11 protein-coding genes are annotated in these 15626 nt (G+C 58.6%); 10 read left to right on the forward strand and 1 reads right to left on the reverse strand.

Features of this window, described 5'->3' with window-relative positions; genetic code table 11:
* The first annotated feature begins 3 nt into the window (after positions 1 to 3).
* From flgK to BLP99_RS00175, 4 genes are all read left to right on the forward strand, one after another.
* Positions 4 to 2070: a flagellar hook-associated protein FlgK gene (gene flgK, locus BLP99_RS00160; RefSeq protein WP_092179470.1), complete on the forward strand. Its 2067-nt coding sequence runs from the start codon at positions 4 to 6 to the stop codon at positions 2068 to 2070.
* A 13-nt stretch (positions 2071 to 2083) separates the two neighbouring features.
* A complete protein-coding gene (locus BLP99_RS00165; RefSeq protein WP_072430252.1) occupies positions 2084 to 3649 on the forward strand; it encodes a flagellar hook-associated protein 3 in 1566 nt (521 codons plus the stop codon).
* A gap of 108 nt (positions 3650 to 3757) precedes the next feature.
* Positions 3758 to 7339, forward strand: a complete 3582-nt coding sequence (locus tag BLP99_RS00170; protein WP_072458158.1) for a glycosyltransferase — start codon at positions 3758 to 3760, stop codon at positions 7337 to 7339.
* A gap of 63 nt (positions 7340 to 7402) precedes the next feature.
* A complete protein-coding gene (locus tag BLP99_RS00175; protein WP_092179472.1) occupies positions 7403 to 10297 on the forward strand; it encodes a glycosyltransferase family 2 protein in 2895 nt (964 codons plus the stop codon).
* 18 nt (positions 10298 to 10315) lie between these two features.
* Here the strand turns inward: BLP99_RS00175 and BLP99_RS26350 are convergent, their stop codons facing one another.
* Entirely contained in the window at positions 10316 to 10486 is a 171-nt protein-coding gene (locus BLP99_RS26350) for a hypothetical protein (RefSeq protein WP_176776485.1), read from the reverse strand.
* Positions 10487 to 10635: 149 nt separating this feature from the next.
* Between BLP99_RS26350 and BLP99_RS00180 the strand changes: the two genes are divergently transcribed.
* The 6 genes from BLP99_RS00180 (at position 10636) to BLP99_RS00205 (ending at position 15532) form a co-directional block, all read left to right on the forward strand.
* Positions 10636 to 11562, forward strand: a complete 927-nt coding sequence (locus tag BLP99_RS00180) for a ketoacyl-ACP synthase III (RefSeq protein WP_072430559.1) — start codon at positions 10636 to 10638, stop codon at positions 11560 to 11562.
* A gap of 334 nt (positions 11563 to 11896) precedes the next feature.
* On the forward strand, positions 11897 to 12745 hold the full coding sequence (locus BLP99_RS00185; protein ID WP_039593098.1) for a flagellin domain-containing protein: 849 nt from the start codon (positions 11897 to 11899) through the stop codon (positions 12743 to 12745).
* A 72-nt stretch (positions 12746 to 12817) separates the two neighbouring features.
* Complete coding sequence (locus tag BLP99_RS00190) at positions 12818 to 13183, forward strand: flagellar protein FlaG (RefSeq protein ID WP_072430254.1); 366 nt, start codon at positions 12818 to 12820, stop codon at positions 13181 to 13183.
* Positions 13184 to 13265: 82 nt separating this feature from the next.
* Positions 13266 to 14696 (forward strand): flagellar filament capping protein FliD, encoded by a 1431-nt coding sequence (gene fliD, locus BLP99_RS00195; RefSeq protein ID WP_072430255.1) that lies wholly within the window; start codon positions 13266 to 13268, stop codon positions 14694 to 14696.
* Between the two features lie 132 nt (positions 14697 to 14828).
* Positions 14829 to 15224 (forward strand): flagellar export chaperone FliS, encoded by a 396-nt coding sequence (gene fliS / locus BLP99_RS00200; protein WP_072430256.1) that lies wholly within the window; start codon positions 14829 to 14831, stop codon positions 15222 to 15224.
* Positions 15225 to 15235: 11 nt separating this feature from the next.
* Positions 15236 to 15532: a flagellar protein FliT gene (locus tag BLP99_RS00205; protein WP_072389511.1), complete on the forward strand. Its 297-nt coding sequence runs from the start codon at positions 15236 to 15238 to the stop codon at positions 15530 to 15532.
* Positions 15533 to 15626: the final 94 nt, after the last annotated feature.

Consider the following 15626-nt stretch of genomic DNA (forward strand, 5'->3'; position numbering starts at 1 on the left):
ACCATGAGTTTGCTCAATATCGGGATGTCGGGTCTGTCCGCAAGCCAGACCGCACTGGTAACCACGGGTAACAACATCGCCAACGTCGATACCGCCGGGTATTCGCGTCAGCAGACCGTGCAGGCCACCAAGGCGTCGAACCAGTACGGCAACGTGTTCATTGGTTCCGGCACGACCCTGGCCGATGTGCGCCGGGTATATAACTCGTATCTTGAAGCGCAGTTGAAAACCACCACCTCGCTCAACAGCGATGCGGCGGCCTACCAGGGGCAGATCACTCCGCTGGACTCCCTGCTGTCGGACAGCGGTACCGGCCTCAACGGTGCGCTGACCAAGTTCTTCGCCTCGGTGCAGAACGTCAACGCCAAGCCGGGGGACGATGCGTCCCGCCAACTGCTGCTCAGCGATGCCCAGGCCTTGAGCAACCGTTTCAATTCGGTTGCCAGCCAGTTGACCGCCCAGAACGAGAACATCAACGGCAACCTGTCGAACATGGTCGACCAGATCAACAGTCTGGCCACCACTGTTGCCCAGTTGAACAAGAAAATCGCCGAAGTCTCCAACTCCGGCGGCGCGCCAAACGATCTGCTCGATGCCCGTAGCGAAACCATTCGCCAACTGTCCACGTTCACCGGCACCCAGGTCGTCGAGAACGGCAGCAGCCTGGACATCTACCTCGGCTCCGGCCAGCCACTGGTCATGGGCAATATCACCAATAAACTCGAGGCGGTGCCGGACAAGAACGACCCGGGTCGCATGGGCATCCAGCTCAACAGCGGCTCGAGTGTCATGGACCTGACCCAGGTAATTACCGGCGGTGAAATCGGCGGCCTGATGCGCTATCGCAGCACCGTACTGGATCCGGCCATGAACGAGCTGGGCCGGGTGGCACTGGTCGTCGCCGACCAGATGAATACCATCCAGGCTTCGGGCATCGACAAGAACGGTGCGTTTGGCTCCAACCTGTTCAGCAACATCAACAGCACTGCGCAGATGAGCCAGCGCAGCGTCGCCGCGCTGAGTAACAGCGCAGGTTCCGGCAACTTCAACGTGTCCATCGAAGACACCGGCAAGCTGACCACCAACGACTATAAAGTGACGTTCACCAGCGCCACTGGATATATCGTACAGCGCTTGCCCGACGGGACTTCGATGGGGGCATTCAGCACCACGACCACGCCGCCGCCGGTGATCGACGGTTTTTCGATGACCTTTGCCAACGGCACCGCGGCGGCCGGCGATTCGTTCAAGATCACCCCGACCCGCAACGCGGCGGGCAGCATCAAGACCGAGATGACCGACTCCAAGCGGCTGGCGATCGCGGCCCCGCTGGGCGCGGCCATTACGCCGGGCGGCAGCGGCACGCTGACCATTCCGGCCAGCGGCCAGCCGACCATGACGACCAAGCTGGACATCTATGATGAAGCTACCACCAGCATCATCCAGAACGGCATCAAGAACTCCATGCCGGTCAAGGTGGTGTTCGGTGCGACTTCGGCCGACGGCACAAGCCAGGCCTACCAGCTGCTCGACGCCCAAGGCGGTACGATCAGCAGCGGTACGATCAAGCCGGGCCAGAGCAACACCCTGAGCCTGAGCGTTCCGCTCAAGGACGCCAGTGGCAACCCGATCATGGATTCGTCCGTACCGCCGGTGCAGCGTACCGTCACGTTCGACATGTCCATTGCCGGCGCGCCATCCGAAGGGTCAGGCATCAATATCAGCCTCAGCCAGCCTGGCAGCCTGGATAACCGTAACGGCACCGTCCTGGCCGGCCTGCAAACCGCCAAGACCGTGGACACCGGCTCGTCCAGCAAGGGCATTTCCCTGAACGATGCCTACGGAAAACTGGTGGAAGGCGTTGGCGCCAAGGCCGCCCAGGGCAAGCTCGACAGCGCCGCCACCGGCGCGATCCTGAACAACGCCAAGACCGCTCGCGACTCGCTGTCTGGCGTGGACCTGGATGAAGAAACCGGCAACCTGGTCAAGTTCCAGCAGTACTACACCGCGTCTTCGCAGATCATCAAGGCTGCGCAACAAATCTTCAGCACATTGATCAACAGTCTTTAAGGAGCCGTAGCCCATGCGCATTTCCACCTCTCAGTTCTACGAAAGCACGGCTGCGAACTACCAGAAGAATTTCGCCAAGGTCGTCAAGACCAGTGAGGAAGCCAGCAGCCTGGTGCGGGTGAACACCGCCGCCGATGATCCGGTGGGCGCTTCGCGTCTGCTGCAACTGGGCAACCAGGCTTCGATGCTTTCCCAATATGAAGCGAACGTCACCACCATCAAGGCGACCCTGGGCACGACCGAAGCGGTCATGACCAGCATTGGCAACGTGCTGCAGCGCGCCAAGGAATTGGCCGTGAGTGCCGGCAACGCCGCCTACACCGACGCAGACCGCAAGGCCGTCGCTTCTGAGTTGGGATCGATTGAAGAGCAGCTGCTGAGCCTGATGAACACCAAGGATGAAAACGGCAAATACATCTTTGCCGGATCCAAAGGCGATGTCGTACCGTTCACCCGCAATGACGACGGTACCTACAGCTACAATGGCGACCAGGTGACCCTTGACCTGCCTATCGGCGACACCATGTCGATGGCCACCAACAGCACCGGTTGGGAAGCGTTCCAGCAAGCCGTCAACACCAGTCGCACCCAGGTCACCATGACCGCGCCGGCGGTGGATGATGGTCGCGTGGTGCTGACCAATGGGCAGGTGTCGTCCAGCGTTGCCTACAACGGCAAGTTTCGCAGCGGCGAGCCATACACCGTGGAGTTCGTCAGCGGCACCCAATTGAAGATCACCGATTCGGGCGGCAACGATGTCACCGCTGAAGCCAGCAAGGGTGGCGTCATCGAGCCTAATAACCAGGTCGGCCAGACCGTCAGCTTTCGCGGCGTCGACCTGACCCTGAACGTCAACCTTCATGCGGGCGACGCGCCAGGCACGGTGTTGCCCGGCCATACTTTTACCCTGGCTGCCAAACCCGACTCGTTCGCTCCTGCCCGCAGCCCGGGCAACACCACTGCGACCCAGATCACCGGTAGCGAAATCACCGATCCGGTGGCCTACCACGGCAGTTTTCCGACGGGGTCGGCGGTGCTGAAGTTCACCAGCGCCACGGATTTCGACCTGTATGCCGCGCCCCTGACCGCTGATAGCAAGCCGGTATCCAGCGGGACTCTGGCGGGCAACGTCGCCACCGCATCCGGCGTCAGTTTCACCCTCAATGGTGCTCCGGCGGCCAACGACCAGTTCAGCATCGCGGTCAATACCCACGAGACGCAGAACATCCTGGACACCGTGAACCAGTTGCGAACTGCTCTGAACACGCCGGCCGATGGCGACAATATCGCTATCCAGAAATTGAACGCGGCGCTGGCTTCGGGTATCGGTAACCTGGCCAGCGGAACCGACCAGTTGACCAGTGCTCTGAGCTCTGTGGGTGGACGCGGCCAGTCCCTCGATACCCAGAGCGATACCAACCAGAGCTTTGTCCTGGCGAATTCGCAAACCCAGTCGGCCATTCGTGACTCCGACCCGGCGGAAGTGATGACGCGCCTGACTTTGCAGCAGACTATGCTTCAGGCGTCGCAGTTGGCATTCAGCAAAATCAGTCAGCTGGGACTGTTCAACAAGATCTGATCCAAGGCGGGGGCCGTGATGCCAAGCACGGTCCCCGACCTGTTCCTTTACGATTCAGGACGTCCTGCTCTCGCCTGAGTTGACGCCCACCGGTTGAGAGCCATGCGTGTGAATTCAGCTCCTCTTGTCAGCATTGCCATCCCCGCGTTCAACCCACGCTTTTTCCGCCTCGCTTTGCAAAGTGCACTCGAGCAGACCTACGAGAACCTCGAGATTGTCATTTGCGACGATTGCCGCACTGATGAAATCGAGCAGATTGTCCAGGAGCTTGGCGCGGCTTCCGACGTTGCGGTGCGCTACCTGCGTAACCCGACTCGGTTGGGGTTCCAGCAGAACCTGTTGCGTTGCCTTGGAGAATCTTCGGGCGAGTTCATCAAGTTCCTTTGCGATGACGACCAATTGCTGGCGTTCTGTGTCAGTCAGCAGGCAGCCATTCTGCAGGAGCATGCGCAAGTCTCGCTGGTGATCAACAAGCATCACCTGATCGACGCAGACAACTATGCGTTGCCGGTCCGTGTTGAAAACACGGGTATCACGCAGTTCGATGCGATGTTCAATGGCAGCGACATGCTGGCGTATTTTGAGAAAACCACCCGTAATATCCTTGGCGGTTTAAGTGGCGCGTTGATGCGTCGTACCGATGTCGAGGCCTTGCTGCCAGCGTTGGCGCGGCCCGGTGAAGGCTTCGAGGCGGTCCTTGATTTCGCCTTGTTTATCTGCCTGTTGCGCCGTGGAAACCTGGTCCAGCTGTACGCCGAGGGAAGCGGCCAGCGCTTGCATCCGGAGCGCCTGGCGCGTCAGGCCAAAATGCTTGACGCGGCAACGGTGGAGCTGACATGGCTCAAGGAAATGCTTGCCCAGCGCAGTGGCGAGCCGGCGCCAGCCAGCGGATGGGTGCGTTACCAGGCGCTGGATCGGAGCAAGGAACAGGAGGCGTCCGAGTGGGAAGAAATCAACGTCTACTCGGTGATTGCGACGCGGCAGGGCGTCATCGGCTCGCAAGTCGGCACTGACATCGAAAGCTATGCGGATCTTTATGTGCAGTGGTTGGCCTGTCGGCGTTTCAGCCCATTGCGCAAGCAAGTCTTGTCCCGGCAGATCGCCCGCTGGGCCTATCGTCCGAGGATCGTCCCGGTCATCATCGACGAGCAGGACGATCCTTATGCGTTGGGCATTACCCTGCAGAGTATCGCTGCCCAAGCCTACGCCTGCGAATCCGTGCTGCTGTTATCCAACGGCCGCCAGGCGCTGGAGAACCATGTGTTGCGCCTCGGCCTGCAAGCAGACTGGGCGCAGCAGCTCAACGGGCTGCTGCCTCAACTGGACGGTGCCGACTGGTTCTACCTGCTGCGTGCTGGCGATCGCCTGACCGAATCAGCGTTGCTGATAATGGCCGACCGGATTGTCAGCTCGCCGGGTGCGGCCTGTATCTACAGCGATGAAGGAGCGTTGGCGGATGAAAAATCGGCGGAGCCGATCTTCAAGCCTGACTTCAATGTCGACCTGATGCGAGGTTATCCCTATGTCGGTCGGACGCTGGCTTTCGAGCGCACGCGATTCCTGGCCTCGGGTGGATTCGATTCGAGCCTGGGCGAATTGGCGCCCCACGACCTGATCTGGCGCTTGGTGGAAACGGACGGGCCGCAGGTCATCGGGCATATTCCTGAAGTCCAGGTCGAGTCAACGTTTTCCTTCGCACAATGGCTGTCGCTGCCGGAAGTCATCGAGCAGAATGCCAGGTCGATCAGCGCTCATCTGCAGCGTATCGGCGTGCCGCACAAGCTCCACCCAGGGCCGCTCCTGGCGTTGGTACCACGCATCGAATATCTGTTCGCCGAGCGACCACTGGTGTCGATCGTCATCAGCGTCAAGGATGACCTGGGCGCGCTGGAGCGCTGCGTAAACAGCCTGATCAGCACGACCGCATACCCTCACTATGAAATCATCATTGTCGACAACGCCAGTGAAAACGCCGAGTTGCAGCATTGGCTGCGGGCCATGGCCGATCTGGGCAGTGAAAAGCTGCGAATCTTCCTGCATCCGGGAAGCGCTAGCGAAGCAGTGCTGCGCAATTTCGCCGCACAGCAGGCTCGCGGCGAATACCTGTTGTTGCTCAACCCCAATTGCCTCCTGCTGGAAGCCGCCTGGCTGGACGAGTTGCTCAATCATGGGCAACGTCCCGAGGTTGGAATCGTGGGCCCCCGCACGCTCAACCAGCAAGGCCGGGTCATCGACTCGGGCATGATCATGGGGCTGGGTGGATTGGCGGGCCGGGCCTTCGTCAACGAATCGGTCACGTCTGGCGGCTATATGCAACGCTTGCAGACAGTGCAGAACTGGAGTGCCGTCGGCGATCATTGCATGCTGGTGCGCAAGCAGGTTCTGGAGGAGGTCGGTGGGTTTGATGAGTCCATCACCACGCAGCGCATCAACTCTCTGGAGCTGTGCCAGCAGGTCGGAAAAAACGGCTACCTGATCGTTACCACGCCGTACAGCGATGTTGTGCTGGCACCTGGCGTGGAGGCCAGTCGTGACCCTTCGTGGAAGCAGCGGCTGGAGCACGAACAAGAGGCGTTCTATCAGCGCTGGTTGCCCAGGATCGCCAATGATCCTGCCTACAACCGTAACCTGACCCTGACCGGAAAGAGTTTCAGCCTGGAACCCGGCCCACGCACCGGATGGAATCCGTTGATCACCCGCAACGTACCGTCAATCCTGGGAATGGCGGTCAATACTTCGGCGGTGGGGCATTACCGGGTCAGTCAACCGTTGTTCGAGCTGGAGGCGGCGGGCCGAATAGTCGGTCGTGTTGCCTACGATACGCCTTCGATCATCGACATCGAACGCCAGTCACCGGATGTGATCGTGCTTCAAGGTCGCTATAACGTGGGCAAGTTCAAGGACATTACCCAAGTCAAGACCTACTCCAAGGCCATGCGCATCTACGAGCTGGATGATTACATAGCCAAGGTCCCGGAAAAAAACGAACACCGTCGCAATATGCCGGATAACCTCGAGGATCTGCTGCGCCAGGGAATCGGCCTATGTGATCGGGTAGTGGTTTCCACCCATCCGCTGGCGGATGTCTTGTCGAGCATGCACCACGACATCCGTGTGGTGCCGAATATGCTGGCCGCCGGCCTGTGGAACCAACTCAGGAGCCAGCGTGCGACCTCCGCCAAACCGCGTATCGGTTGGGGCGGAGGCACCAGCCACCGTGGTGACCTGGAGCTCATTGCCGATGTCGTCAAAGAGTTGGCTGATGAAGTCGAGTGGGTTTTCTTTGGCATGTGCCCCGATTTGCTCAAGCCCTATGTTCATGAGTTTCATCCTGGGGTGAGTCTGGCGCTTTATCCGGCAAAACTTGCCAGCTTGAACCTGGACCTGGCTCTGGCTCCGTTGGAATTCCATATTTTCAACGACTGCAAGAGCAACCTTCGCCTGTTGGAGTACGGGGCGTGCGGTTATCCGGTCATCTGTTCGGACACCGAAGCTTACCGGGGTCATTTGCCTTGCACTCGCGTTCTCACCAACAGCACGGAAGAATGGCTGGAGGCGATCCGTATGCACCTGGCGGATCCGATTGCCAGTTACCGGATGGGCGACGAATTACGTGAAGTGGTACTGCGCGACTTTGTATTGCGCGGCGATAACTTGCAGTACTGGGCCAATGGCTGGCTACCGGACTGACGGATTTCGATCCCGAAACTCCCGGTATCGCCGATGTGGCTTCACACTTTTTAAGGAATGAATATGCAAAGCAATGTCCCAACAGGATCGACTGCTCCGTTGAATGAACGGTTTACGCTGGTGCTGCTTGCTCACGACCAGTCGACTGCCCTGCGACGTGCGTTGCGCCACTACCGCGACAGTTCGTTCTCCATGCTGGTGATCGACTCATCGAACCTGATCGATGCCGGTATCTCGGCTGCATTCCCTGGTGTGCAATACCTGCATGCCCCTGGGGCGAGTGGTTTTGGCGACAAGGTTCGCCAGGCCGTTGAGCGGGTTGTCACGCCTTACCTGGCGATTGCCGACGCCGATAGTTTCCTGCTGCCCCAAGCGCTCGAACAATCGTTGAGTTTCCTCGAAGCACACGCCGAATACAGTGCCTGCCAAGGCTATAGCCTGGCGTTCGAAGCCCATGCCGATCGTGTCGATTACTACTTGCTCGACCGCAAGGGCTGTGAAGACTATTGCGCCTCATCGGCCGAAGCCCGCCTGGCCGTGTTCGCCGAGGATTGCCCGTCATTGGTGAGCGCACTGACGCGCACTGAAACCTTGCGGCGAAACTACGCTTCGTTGCCCGTCGGCTTTGATTCGCGGTTGCAGCAGGCCGGTCATTGCTATGGGTTGATGGCCCAGGGCAAGGTCCGTTTGCTGGACATTCCCCATGGCTTGCACGAACGTAGCCGCATAGAAAAACCACAGAACCCGCTCGTTACGGTGCCTGGCGCTTCGGACTTGCATGCGGCCGCCGAGCAGGAACGTTTTGCCGCGGCCCTGGCCAGTGCCTTCGGCACGGATACCCCGACGCGGGAATATGCCAAGGCCATCGTCAAGAAGCAGGACGAACGTTCGGTACCGCAGGGCAGGAAGCTGTTCGAGTCAATCTGGGACTCGCGACGTGGCGAACCGGTTCGTCGTTTCGAACCGATGCAATACGTTGAGATGCCGTTCTATAACCAGGCCTTCTTTGACGTGCTCACCACGCTGGAATTCCTGCTCCATGCAGCACCGAGCGGACAGGTGCAGTTGCGGGAGCTGGAAGCGGTCATGCTCAGGCAGAAAGAGCTGTCTCGGCCGCAGCGCAACACCAGCGCCGAGCCGCTTGACGAACAGCTGGCGAGGGCTTTCCTGAGCTATGCCTTCAACCAGGATCTGGTGAAGCAACTGCTCGGGCTCATGCAGGCCAAGGGTGACACGCGCTACGTGCAGATGCTCCAGGCCTGGGACCAGCGGCTCAAGGCGGCGGCATTTGAAAATACCGCGAAACTGTTCGATGCCACGCGTTCCGGTCAATTGCTGCGTTGGCTCGAGGCACGTGAGCCGAGCGCTGGTGAAGCCGGGCAGGTATCAAAATACCTGGCGGCTCGCGATGGAGGCCCCAAGTTCGGCATTTTGCTCCTGGACCTGGAAGCGGACGTCTTCAAATTACAGGCGACCTTCGACAGCATCATCAACGGCTACTGCCGGGCATTCAAGATAATCGTGTTCACCACCGGCGACCTGCCAGCCGAGACGACGCCGCAGAATGTTTTGCATTTCGTCAAGGTCAACGAAAGCAACTACGTCGACAAGATCAACCAGGTTGTCAACCAGAGCGATTGTGACTGGATGGTGATGGCCGAGGTGGGCGATGAATTGACGCCGGGCGGCCTGTTCCGCGCGGGGGTGGAATTACTGGCCGCTCCACAGTGCCAGGCCGTGGCGATGGACGAGCTTCAGCGCCAGCCCGACGGTACGCTGGCCGATGTCTTCCGGCCAGGGTTCAACCTGGACTTGCTGCAAAACTCCCCGGCGTTGATGGCCCGTCACTGGTTGGTACGCCGCGAGACGCTGGTCAAGCTCGGCGGGTATTCCCGCGAGTTCAAGAATGCGATGGAGTTCGACCTGTTGTTGCGTCTGATCGAGCAGGATGGCCTGGAAGGGCTTGCCCACCTGGATGAACCTCTGCTGATCTGCCAGGCGCCTGCGCTGAAGGACAATGCCGATGAGCGCAAGACATTGCTGCGTCATCTGGCGGTTCGTGGGTATCAAGCCGACGTGAGCGCTGCGGTGCCGGGCACGCATAAAATCGATTACCGTTTTGCCGATCGTCCCATGGTATCGATTATCGTCCATGGCATTGGCGAATTGATCGCGCTGCAACGTTGCTTGCTCAGCGTACTGCAGCGCACTCGATATCAGCGTTACGAAGTGCTGGTGCCCACCGGGGCGGCAAACAATTCGGTACTGCGCACCTGGCTCAGTGGCCAGGGACACCAGGCCAGCCGCGTCCGATTGTTGGATATCGAACCGGGTGTCGCGACGGGGACCTTGATCAACGCTGCGAGTCAGCATGCCAAGGGCGACTATCTGGTGACACTGGCGGCTGACAGCGAAGTGGTCAATGTCAACTGGATCGAGTCGCTGCTCAATCAAGTGTTGCGTCCGGAAGTGGGAGTGGTCGGCGCCAAACTGGTCGAACGCGACGGCAGCATCACCCAGGCTGGCTTGATCCTGGGCCTCAACAACGGAGTCGGCTCGGCTTTCGTCGGCGAGCCGAAGACAGCCAGAGGCTACATGAACAGGCTGGTGGTGGAGCAGAACTGCTCGGCGGTGTCTTTTGCCTGCCTGATGATTTCCAGGCAGTTGTTCGAAGCGGCTGACGGTATCGACACAGGGCTGTTCGACGAGGCCTTGGGTGATGTCGACCTGTGTCTGAGAATTGGCCAGGCCGGTTATCTGACGGTATGGACGCCACACGTGCAGGTCATCCAGCCTGGCGTGCTGGCCAGCACCCCCCAGGCGCTTGCAGCCCTTCGCGAGAAGTGGTCCGAGGCATTCGCCCAGGATCGGTTCTACAACGGGAACCTGGCGCTGGAAGGCGCGGGTTTCGCCCTGGGGGCGGTACGCAACGTACCCTGGACCGACTTGCTGGGCTAACCTGCTGCGCAACCCATCTCAGTGGTTTCCATCAGCGCCGGCAGCTGAACCTGCCGGCGTCCTTCCCCGAATCGCGCCGCCATCCCAAGATTCTTGTCCTGTTTTCGGCACCGTCGCTGGAAATGACATGGCTTCGTTTGTCATGAAAAAATGCTTTTCCAGAACAAAACGGCGTGACGCATAGGTCATAAAGTGCATCTTCACTGTATTGTATTCCCTGGAGTGGAGGCCTGTTCGTTCGCAGGACAAGGCGTCCGCCCTGGGAAATCAACCTTTTTTGACGCGCCCCTGAGCTTTTGGGGGTGAACCTAGTCGCAGTACATGATCGGGAAGCCATGATGATTGGCATAAAAAGCATAGCGAGTTATGTGCCGACCGCTGGTGTGGATAACTACGCTCAGGGTGCCAAATTCGAGAAGGATGAAGAGTTCATCCTTGGCAAGATTGGTTCGGCGTTTCTGCCGCGCAAAGACGCCGACCAGGAAACCTCGGACCTGTGTGTCGAGGCGGTGAATGCATTGTTCGCCAACAATCCACAGCTTTCGCGCGAGTCCATCGACGCGCTGATCGTCGTCACCCAGAATGGTGATGAAGAAGGGCTGCCGCACACTGCCGCTATCGTGCAGGACAAGCTTGGCCTGCCGACCCATGTGGCGGCGTTCGATATATCGCTGGGCTGCTCGGGCTACGTATACGGCATCTATGCCTTGAAAGGCTTCATGGAGGCCGCAGGCCTGAAGAACGGCTTGCTGGTTACCGCCGACCCGTACTCGAAAATCGTCGACCCTGAAGATCGCAACACCACCATGCTGTTCGGCGATGCCGCCACGGCCACCTGGATGGCCGAGGGCGCCAGCTGGCAGTTGGGCAAGTCCAAGTTCGGTACCGACGGCTCCGGTGCGCCACATTTGAAGGTCAGTGATGGCGTGTTCTTCATGAACGGTCGCCAGGTCTTCAATTTCGCCTTGCTCAAGGTGCCCGCTCATTTGCATGAGCTGTTGAACGAGTCGTCGTTGCAAGCCAGCGACATCGATGCGTTCTGCATCCACCAAGGCAGTGCGGCGATTGTCGATGCCGTGGCGCGCCGCTTCGAAGGCGAACCGGAGAAGTTCATAAAGGACATGGTCGAGACTGGCAATACGGTGTCGTCGAGCATTCCATTGCTGCTGGAAAAGCACGTCCTGGATGCTGACTGGAAACGCGTGGCCATCAGCGGTTTCGGTGTGGGCCTGTCGTGGGGATCGGCGATCCTTTATCGCGACTGATTACACCGCAACCCAGATGTGGGAGCGGGCTTGCCCGCGAAGGCGTCGGTACCTTCAGCACAGTTACCTGCTGAACCTGCGCCTTCGCGAGCAAGTCCGCTCCCACTTTTTTTGCCCGCAATTTACCGGAACCGGTTTTTGGCGCCATTTTTCTTGCCTTTTCTCCCGGCTAAGCCCTTGTTTTTCAAGGGGTGGCAGTCTGCTAGCAAATTTTTTGAAAAAAGCCCTCAAGCAAGTTCCCAACCCGACGATAACTATTACGAAGGTTCTCTAGGCCACACCCGGCGGTTGCCAGGGCCGGAAGCCGCAGTACCCAACCAACGAGGAATTCGTCATGGCTTTAACAGTAAACACTAACGTCACATCGTTGAACGTTCAGAAGAACCTGAACAAGGCTTCCGATGCTCTGTCCACTTCGATGACCCGCCTGTCGTCCGGCCTGAAAATCAACAGCGCCAAAGACGACGCCGCAGGCCTGCAGATCGCTACCCGTATGACCTCGCAAATCCGCGGTCAGAACATGGCGATCAAGAACGCCAACGATGGTATCTCCATGGCGCAGACCGCTGAAGGCGCGATGCAGGAGCAGACCAACATTCTGCAACGTATGCGTGAACTGGCCATCCAGGCTCGTAACGATAGCAACAGCGCAGATGACCGTATCGCTCTGAACAAAGAGTTCTCGCAGATGAGCGACGAACTGACCCGTATCGCCAACAGCACCAACCTGAACGGCAAGAACCTGCTGGACGGTACCGCTAGCACCATGACCTTCCAGGTCGGTTCGAACAACGGTTCTGACAACCAGATCACCCTGACCCTGAGCGCCAGCTTCGACGCTGCCACCCTGGGTGTTGACTCGGCGATCACCATCGTTGGTTCCGACAGCGCAACTGCTGAAACCAACTTCTCGGCCGCCATGGACGCAATCACCAGCGCGATCGACACCATCAACAGTGCTCGTGCCGACCTCGGTGCTGCCCAGAACCGTCTGAACAGCACTATCTCCAACCTGCAGAACATCAACGAAAACGCCAGTGCTGCACTGGGTCGCGTACAAGATACCGACTTCGCTGCTGAAACTGCACAACTGACCAAGCAGCAGACTCTGCAGCAAGCGTCTACCTCGGTTCTGGCCCAGGCCAACCAACTGCCATCCGCTGTACTGAAGCTGCTTCAGTAATAGTCGGATGAGTTTTAGCGGGGGAGTGCGCTTGCGTGCTCTCTCGCTTTTTCCGTTCAAGAGGTGATGGACATGGATATGAGCGTGAAGCTGAACTTGTCTTATCCAGCGGCCAAGCCGGTGCATACAGTGGCCGACAAGCCAGTGGAGAAGCCTCAGGCTGACGTCGCTATCGTGACACCGGTCAAGCAGACTCCTAAAGAAGCTGCCGCAGAGCAGGACAAACTCAAGAAAGCAGTTCAGGAAATCGAGAAGTTCGTCCAGTCGGTCAAGCGCAACCTGGAGTTCTCTATCGATGAGCCTTCTGGCAAAGTAGTGGTCAAAGTGATTGCCAGTGATTCCGGTGAAGTGATTCGCCAGATCCCGAACGAAGAAGTTTTGAAACTGGCCAACAGTTTGAATGATGCAAACAGCTTGTTGTTCAGCGCCGAAGCCTGACAACCGGCACGAATTTTGTAGTTATGTTCTTTTGGGCGTTGTAAAGGTCAAAAGGCCGGCGACACACTGAAGGGAGTCCCATATGGCAAGTCCAATTCTACCTGGCTTGGGTCTAGGCTCTGGCCTTGATACCACCGCGATCGTCAAGGCGCTGGTCGATTCCGACAAGGCCGCCAAGCAAGGTCAGATCACCCGAGCGACGACGACGACTACCAACAGTATCTCCGGGGTGGGAACCCTGAAGTCGTTGCTGGCGGCTTTCAATACCGCCATGAAGGACTTGGGCAGCACAACCAACCCGCAATTCGCGGGTTTTGCTGCGACATCCTCTGCCCCGACAGTGCTCACGGCCACCGCCAGCAACTCGGCGGTGAACGGGACTTACTCGGTCAAAGTCAACAACCTCGCCACGGCGTCCAAGGTTACTTCGGCAGCCTTCGCCGGTGGTACGACCAGCGCCATCCCCTCGGGCACCCTGACCATCTCGCAGAAGGGGGTCAACTACAACCTCAATGTGCCGGATGGTTCGACCCTGCAATCGGTCCGTGACGCGATAAACGCCGATTCTTCGCTCAAGGCTGCGGGTTTCAGTGCCAACATCGTGACCGACTCTTTCGGCTCGCGCCTGGTGCTGGGTTCAAGCACGACCGGTGCAGGTTCCGACATCTCGGTGAGTGGTATTGCTGGCCTGGAGATCGATGGGACCAATGTCGTGGGTGCCAACGGTGCCGCGCTGACGGCTACCTCGGCGGGGGCCATCGGTGCCGTGGCCAAGGATGCCAGTTTTTCCATCGATGGCATGGCACTGACCAGCAAGAGCAATACGGTGAGCACGGCGATCTCCGGTCTGACGTTGAATCTGCTCGGCGTTGGAGGGGATGGCACTGCAACCGTTACCGTGGCGCCGAACAATGACGGCCTGAAAGCCTCGATCCAGAAGTTCGTCGATGCCTATAACGCGGTCGCCAACAGCATCACCGCGCTGACCAAGCCGACCCTTGACGATGATGGTAACCCGACGGTACCTGCAAAGCTGACCGGTGACGCGTTGCCTCGTTCGCTCCTGGCGGCGATCCGCGAACCCTTGTCTCAAACCGGGGCCGGCGACAAGCTGACGGTACTGGCCCAGCTGGGTATCACCACCGACCAGAAAACGGGCGCGTTGAACTTCGATAACACCAAGTTCACCGCGGCAATGAACGACAAGAAGCTCAGTGGTGAAGTCCAGACGATGTTCACCGGTTCCAATGGCTTGCTCGAGCGCATGAGCAAGGCTATCGAACCCTACAGCCAGACCGGCGGCATCCTCGATCAGCGTACATCGGCGCTGAACAAGACTCAGACCCGGCTCAAAAACGACCAGGAGGCCCTGGATCGCCGGGTCGTGACTCTGACTGCCACGCTGACCAAAAAGTACAACGACATGGACACCCTGGTCGGTAAGCTGAAGGCGACTGCGAGCAACATCACCTCGATGTTCGAGGCGTTGACAGCGCAACAGAGAAACAGCTGATTTTCCACCGACGCAAATAAGCCCGGCAACGTTTTGACAACGTTCCGGGCTTTTGCCTTTCGGGTCTAAAGTTTTTTGACGTGGCGTCGATACGCTCTTTATACGAACCGAAGTTTTTTGATGAGGTAGAACATGAATCCGATGTTAGCCCTTCGCCAATACCAGAAGATTGGTGCCCAGGCGCAAACCTCCGAAGCAAGTCCCCATCGTCTTGTACAAATGCTCATGGAAGGCGGCCTGGACCGTATCGCGCAGGCCAAGGGTGCGATGGAGCGCAAGGATATCGCCAACAAAGGCATCTTCATCAGCAAGGCCATCGGTATCGTTGGTGGCCTGCGTGAAGGCCTGGACCTGGAGAACCAGGCCGAGTCGGTTGCCGAGTTGGACGCTCTCTACGCTTACATGATGAAACGCTTGGCCGAAGCCAATGTGAAGACCGATCCGAAGATTCTCGACGAAGTCGCCGATCTGCTTCGCACGGTCAAGGAAGGCTGGGATGCCATTGCCACGCCTGGTCCGCAATTCTAAGGAGTACTCTCATGAGTCTTGTCCTGCAGCGAATAGAACAAACCCGTGACGCCCTGGTCGATGCTTTGGCAGAGCGTAATTGGGAGGCAATCGGTCAGTTGGACATGACCTGCCGTTCCTGCATGGAAGACGCCCTGAGCGAATCCGGAGTGGATGAGGCAGCTTTGCGCAGTAATCTTGAGGAGTTGCTGGGGGTGTACAGGCAATTGCTCGAGGCGGCGACAGGGGAGCGGCAGGCGATAGTCAACGAGATGTCGCAGGTCCAGCAGGCACAGGCTGCGGCCAAGGTTTACCACTTGTTCGGTTGATCCTGCTCAAATAATCCGAACAAACTGCGCCATAAATTTGACTCTGCAGCGTTTTTTGACTTAACTAGTGGCTGTTTACACTTTTCAGGCGTCT

The sequence above is a fragment of the Pseudomonas sp. NFACC32-1 genome (assembly GCF_900101215.1).
In the GTDB taxonomy this organism is placed as follows: Bacteria; Pseudomonadota; Gammaproteobacteria; order Pseudomonadales; family Pseudomonadaceae; genus Aquipseudomonas.

Excerpts from the sequence above, each read along its gene's own strand:
- flgK (WP_092179470.1), top strand. The coding sequence starts at position 4 with ATGAGTTTGCTCAATATCGGGATGTCGGGTCTGTCCGCAAGCCAGACC.
- BLP99_RS00165 (WP_072430252.1), top strand. The coding sequence starts at position 2,084 with ATGCGCATTTCCACCTCTCAGTTCTACGAAAGCACGGCTGCGAACTAC.
- BLP99_RS00175 (WP_092179472.1), top strand. The coding sequence starts at position 7,403 with ATGCAAAGCAATGTCCCAACAGGATCGACTGCTCCGTTGAATGAACGG.
- BLP99_RS26350 (WP_176776485.1), bottom strand. The coding sequence starts at position 10,486 with ATGACCTATGCGTCACGCCGTTTTGTTCTGGAAAAGCATTTTTTCATG.
- BLP99_RS00180 (WP_072430559.1), top strand. The coding sequence starts at position 10,636 with ATGATTGGCATAAAAAGCATAGCGAGTTATGTGCCGACCGCTGGTGTG.
- BLP99_RS00185 (WP_039593098.1), top strand. The coding sequence starts at position 11,897 with ATGGCTTTAACAGTAAACACTAACGTCACATCGTTGAACGTTCAGAAG.
- BLP99_RS00190 (WP_072430254.1), top strand. The coding sequence starts at position 12,818 with ATGGATATGAGCGTGAAGCTGAACTTGTCTTATCCAGCGGCCAAGCCG.
- fliD (WP_072430255.1), top strand. The coding sequence starts at position 13,266 with ATGGCAAGTCCAATTCTACCTGGCTTGGGTCTAGGCTCTGGCCTTGAT.
- fliS (WP_072430256.1), top strand. The coding sequence starts at position 14,829 with ATGAATCCGATGTTAGCCCTTCGCCAATACCAGAAGATTGGTGCCCAG.
- BLP99_RS00205 (WP_072389511.1), top strand. The coding sequence starts at position 15,236 with ATGAGTCTTGTCCTGCAGCGAATAGAACAAACCCGTGACGCCCTGGTC.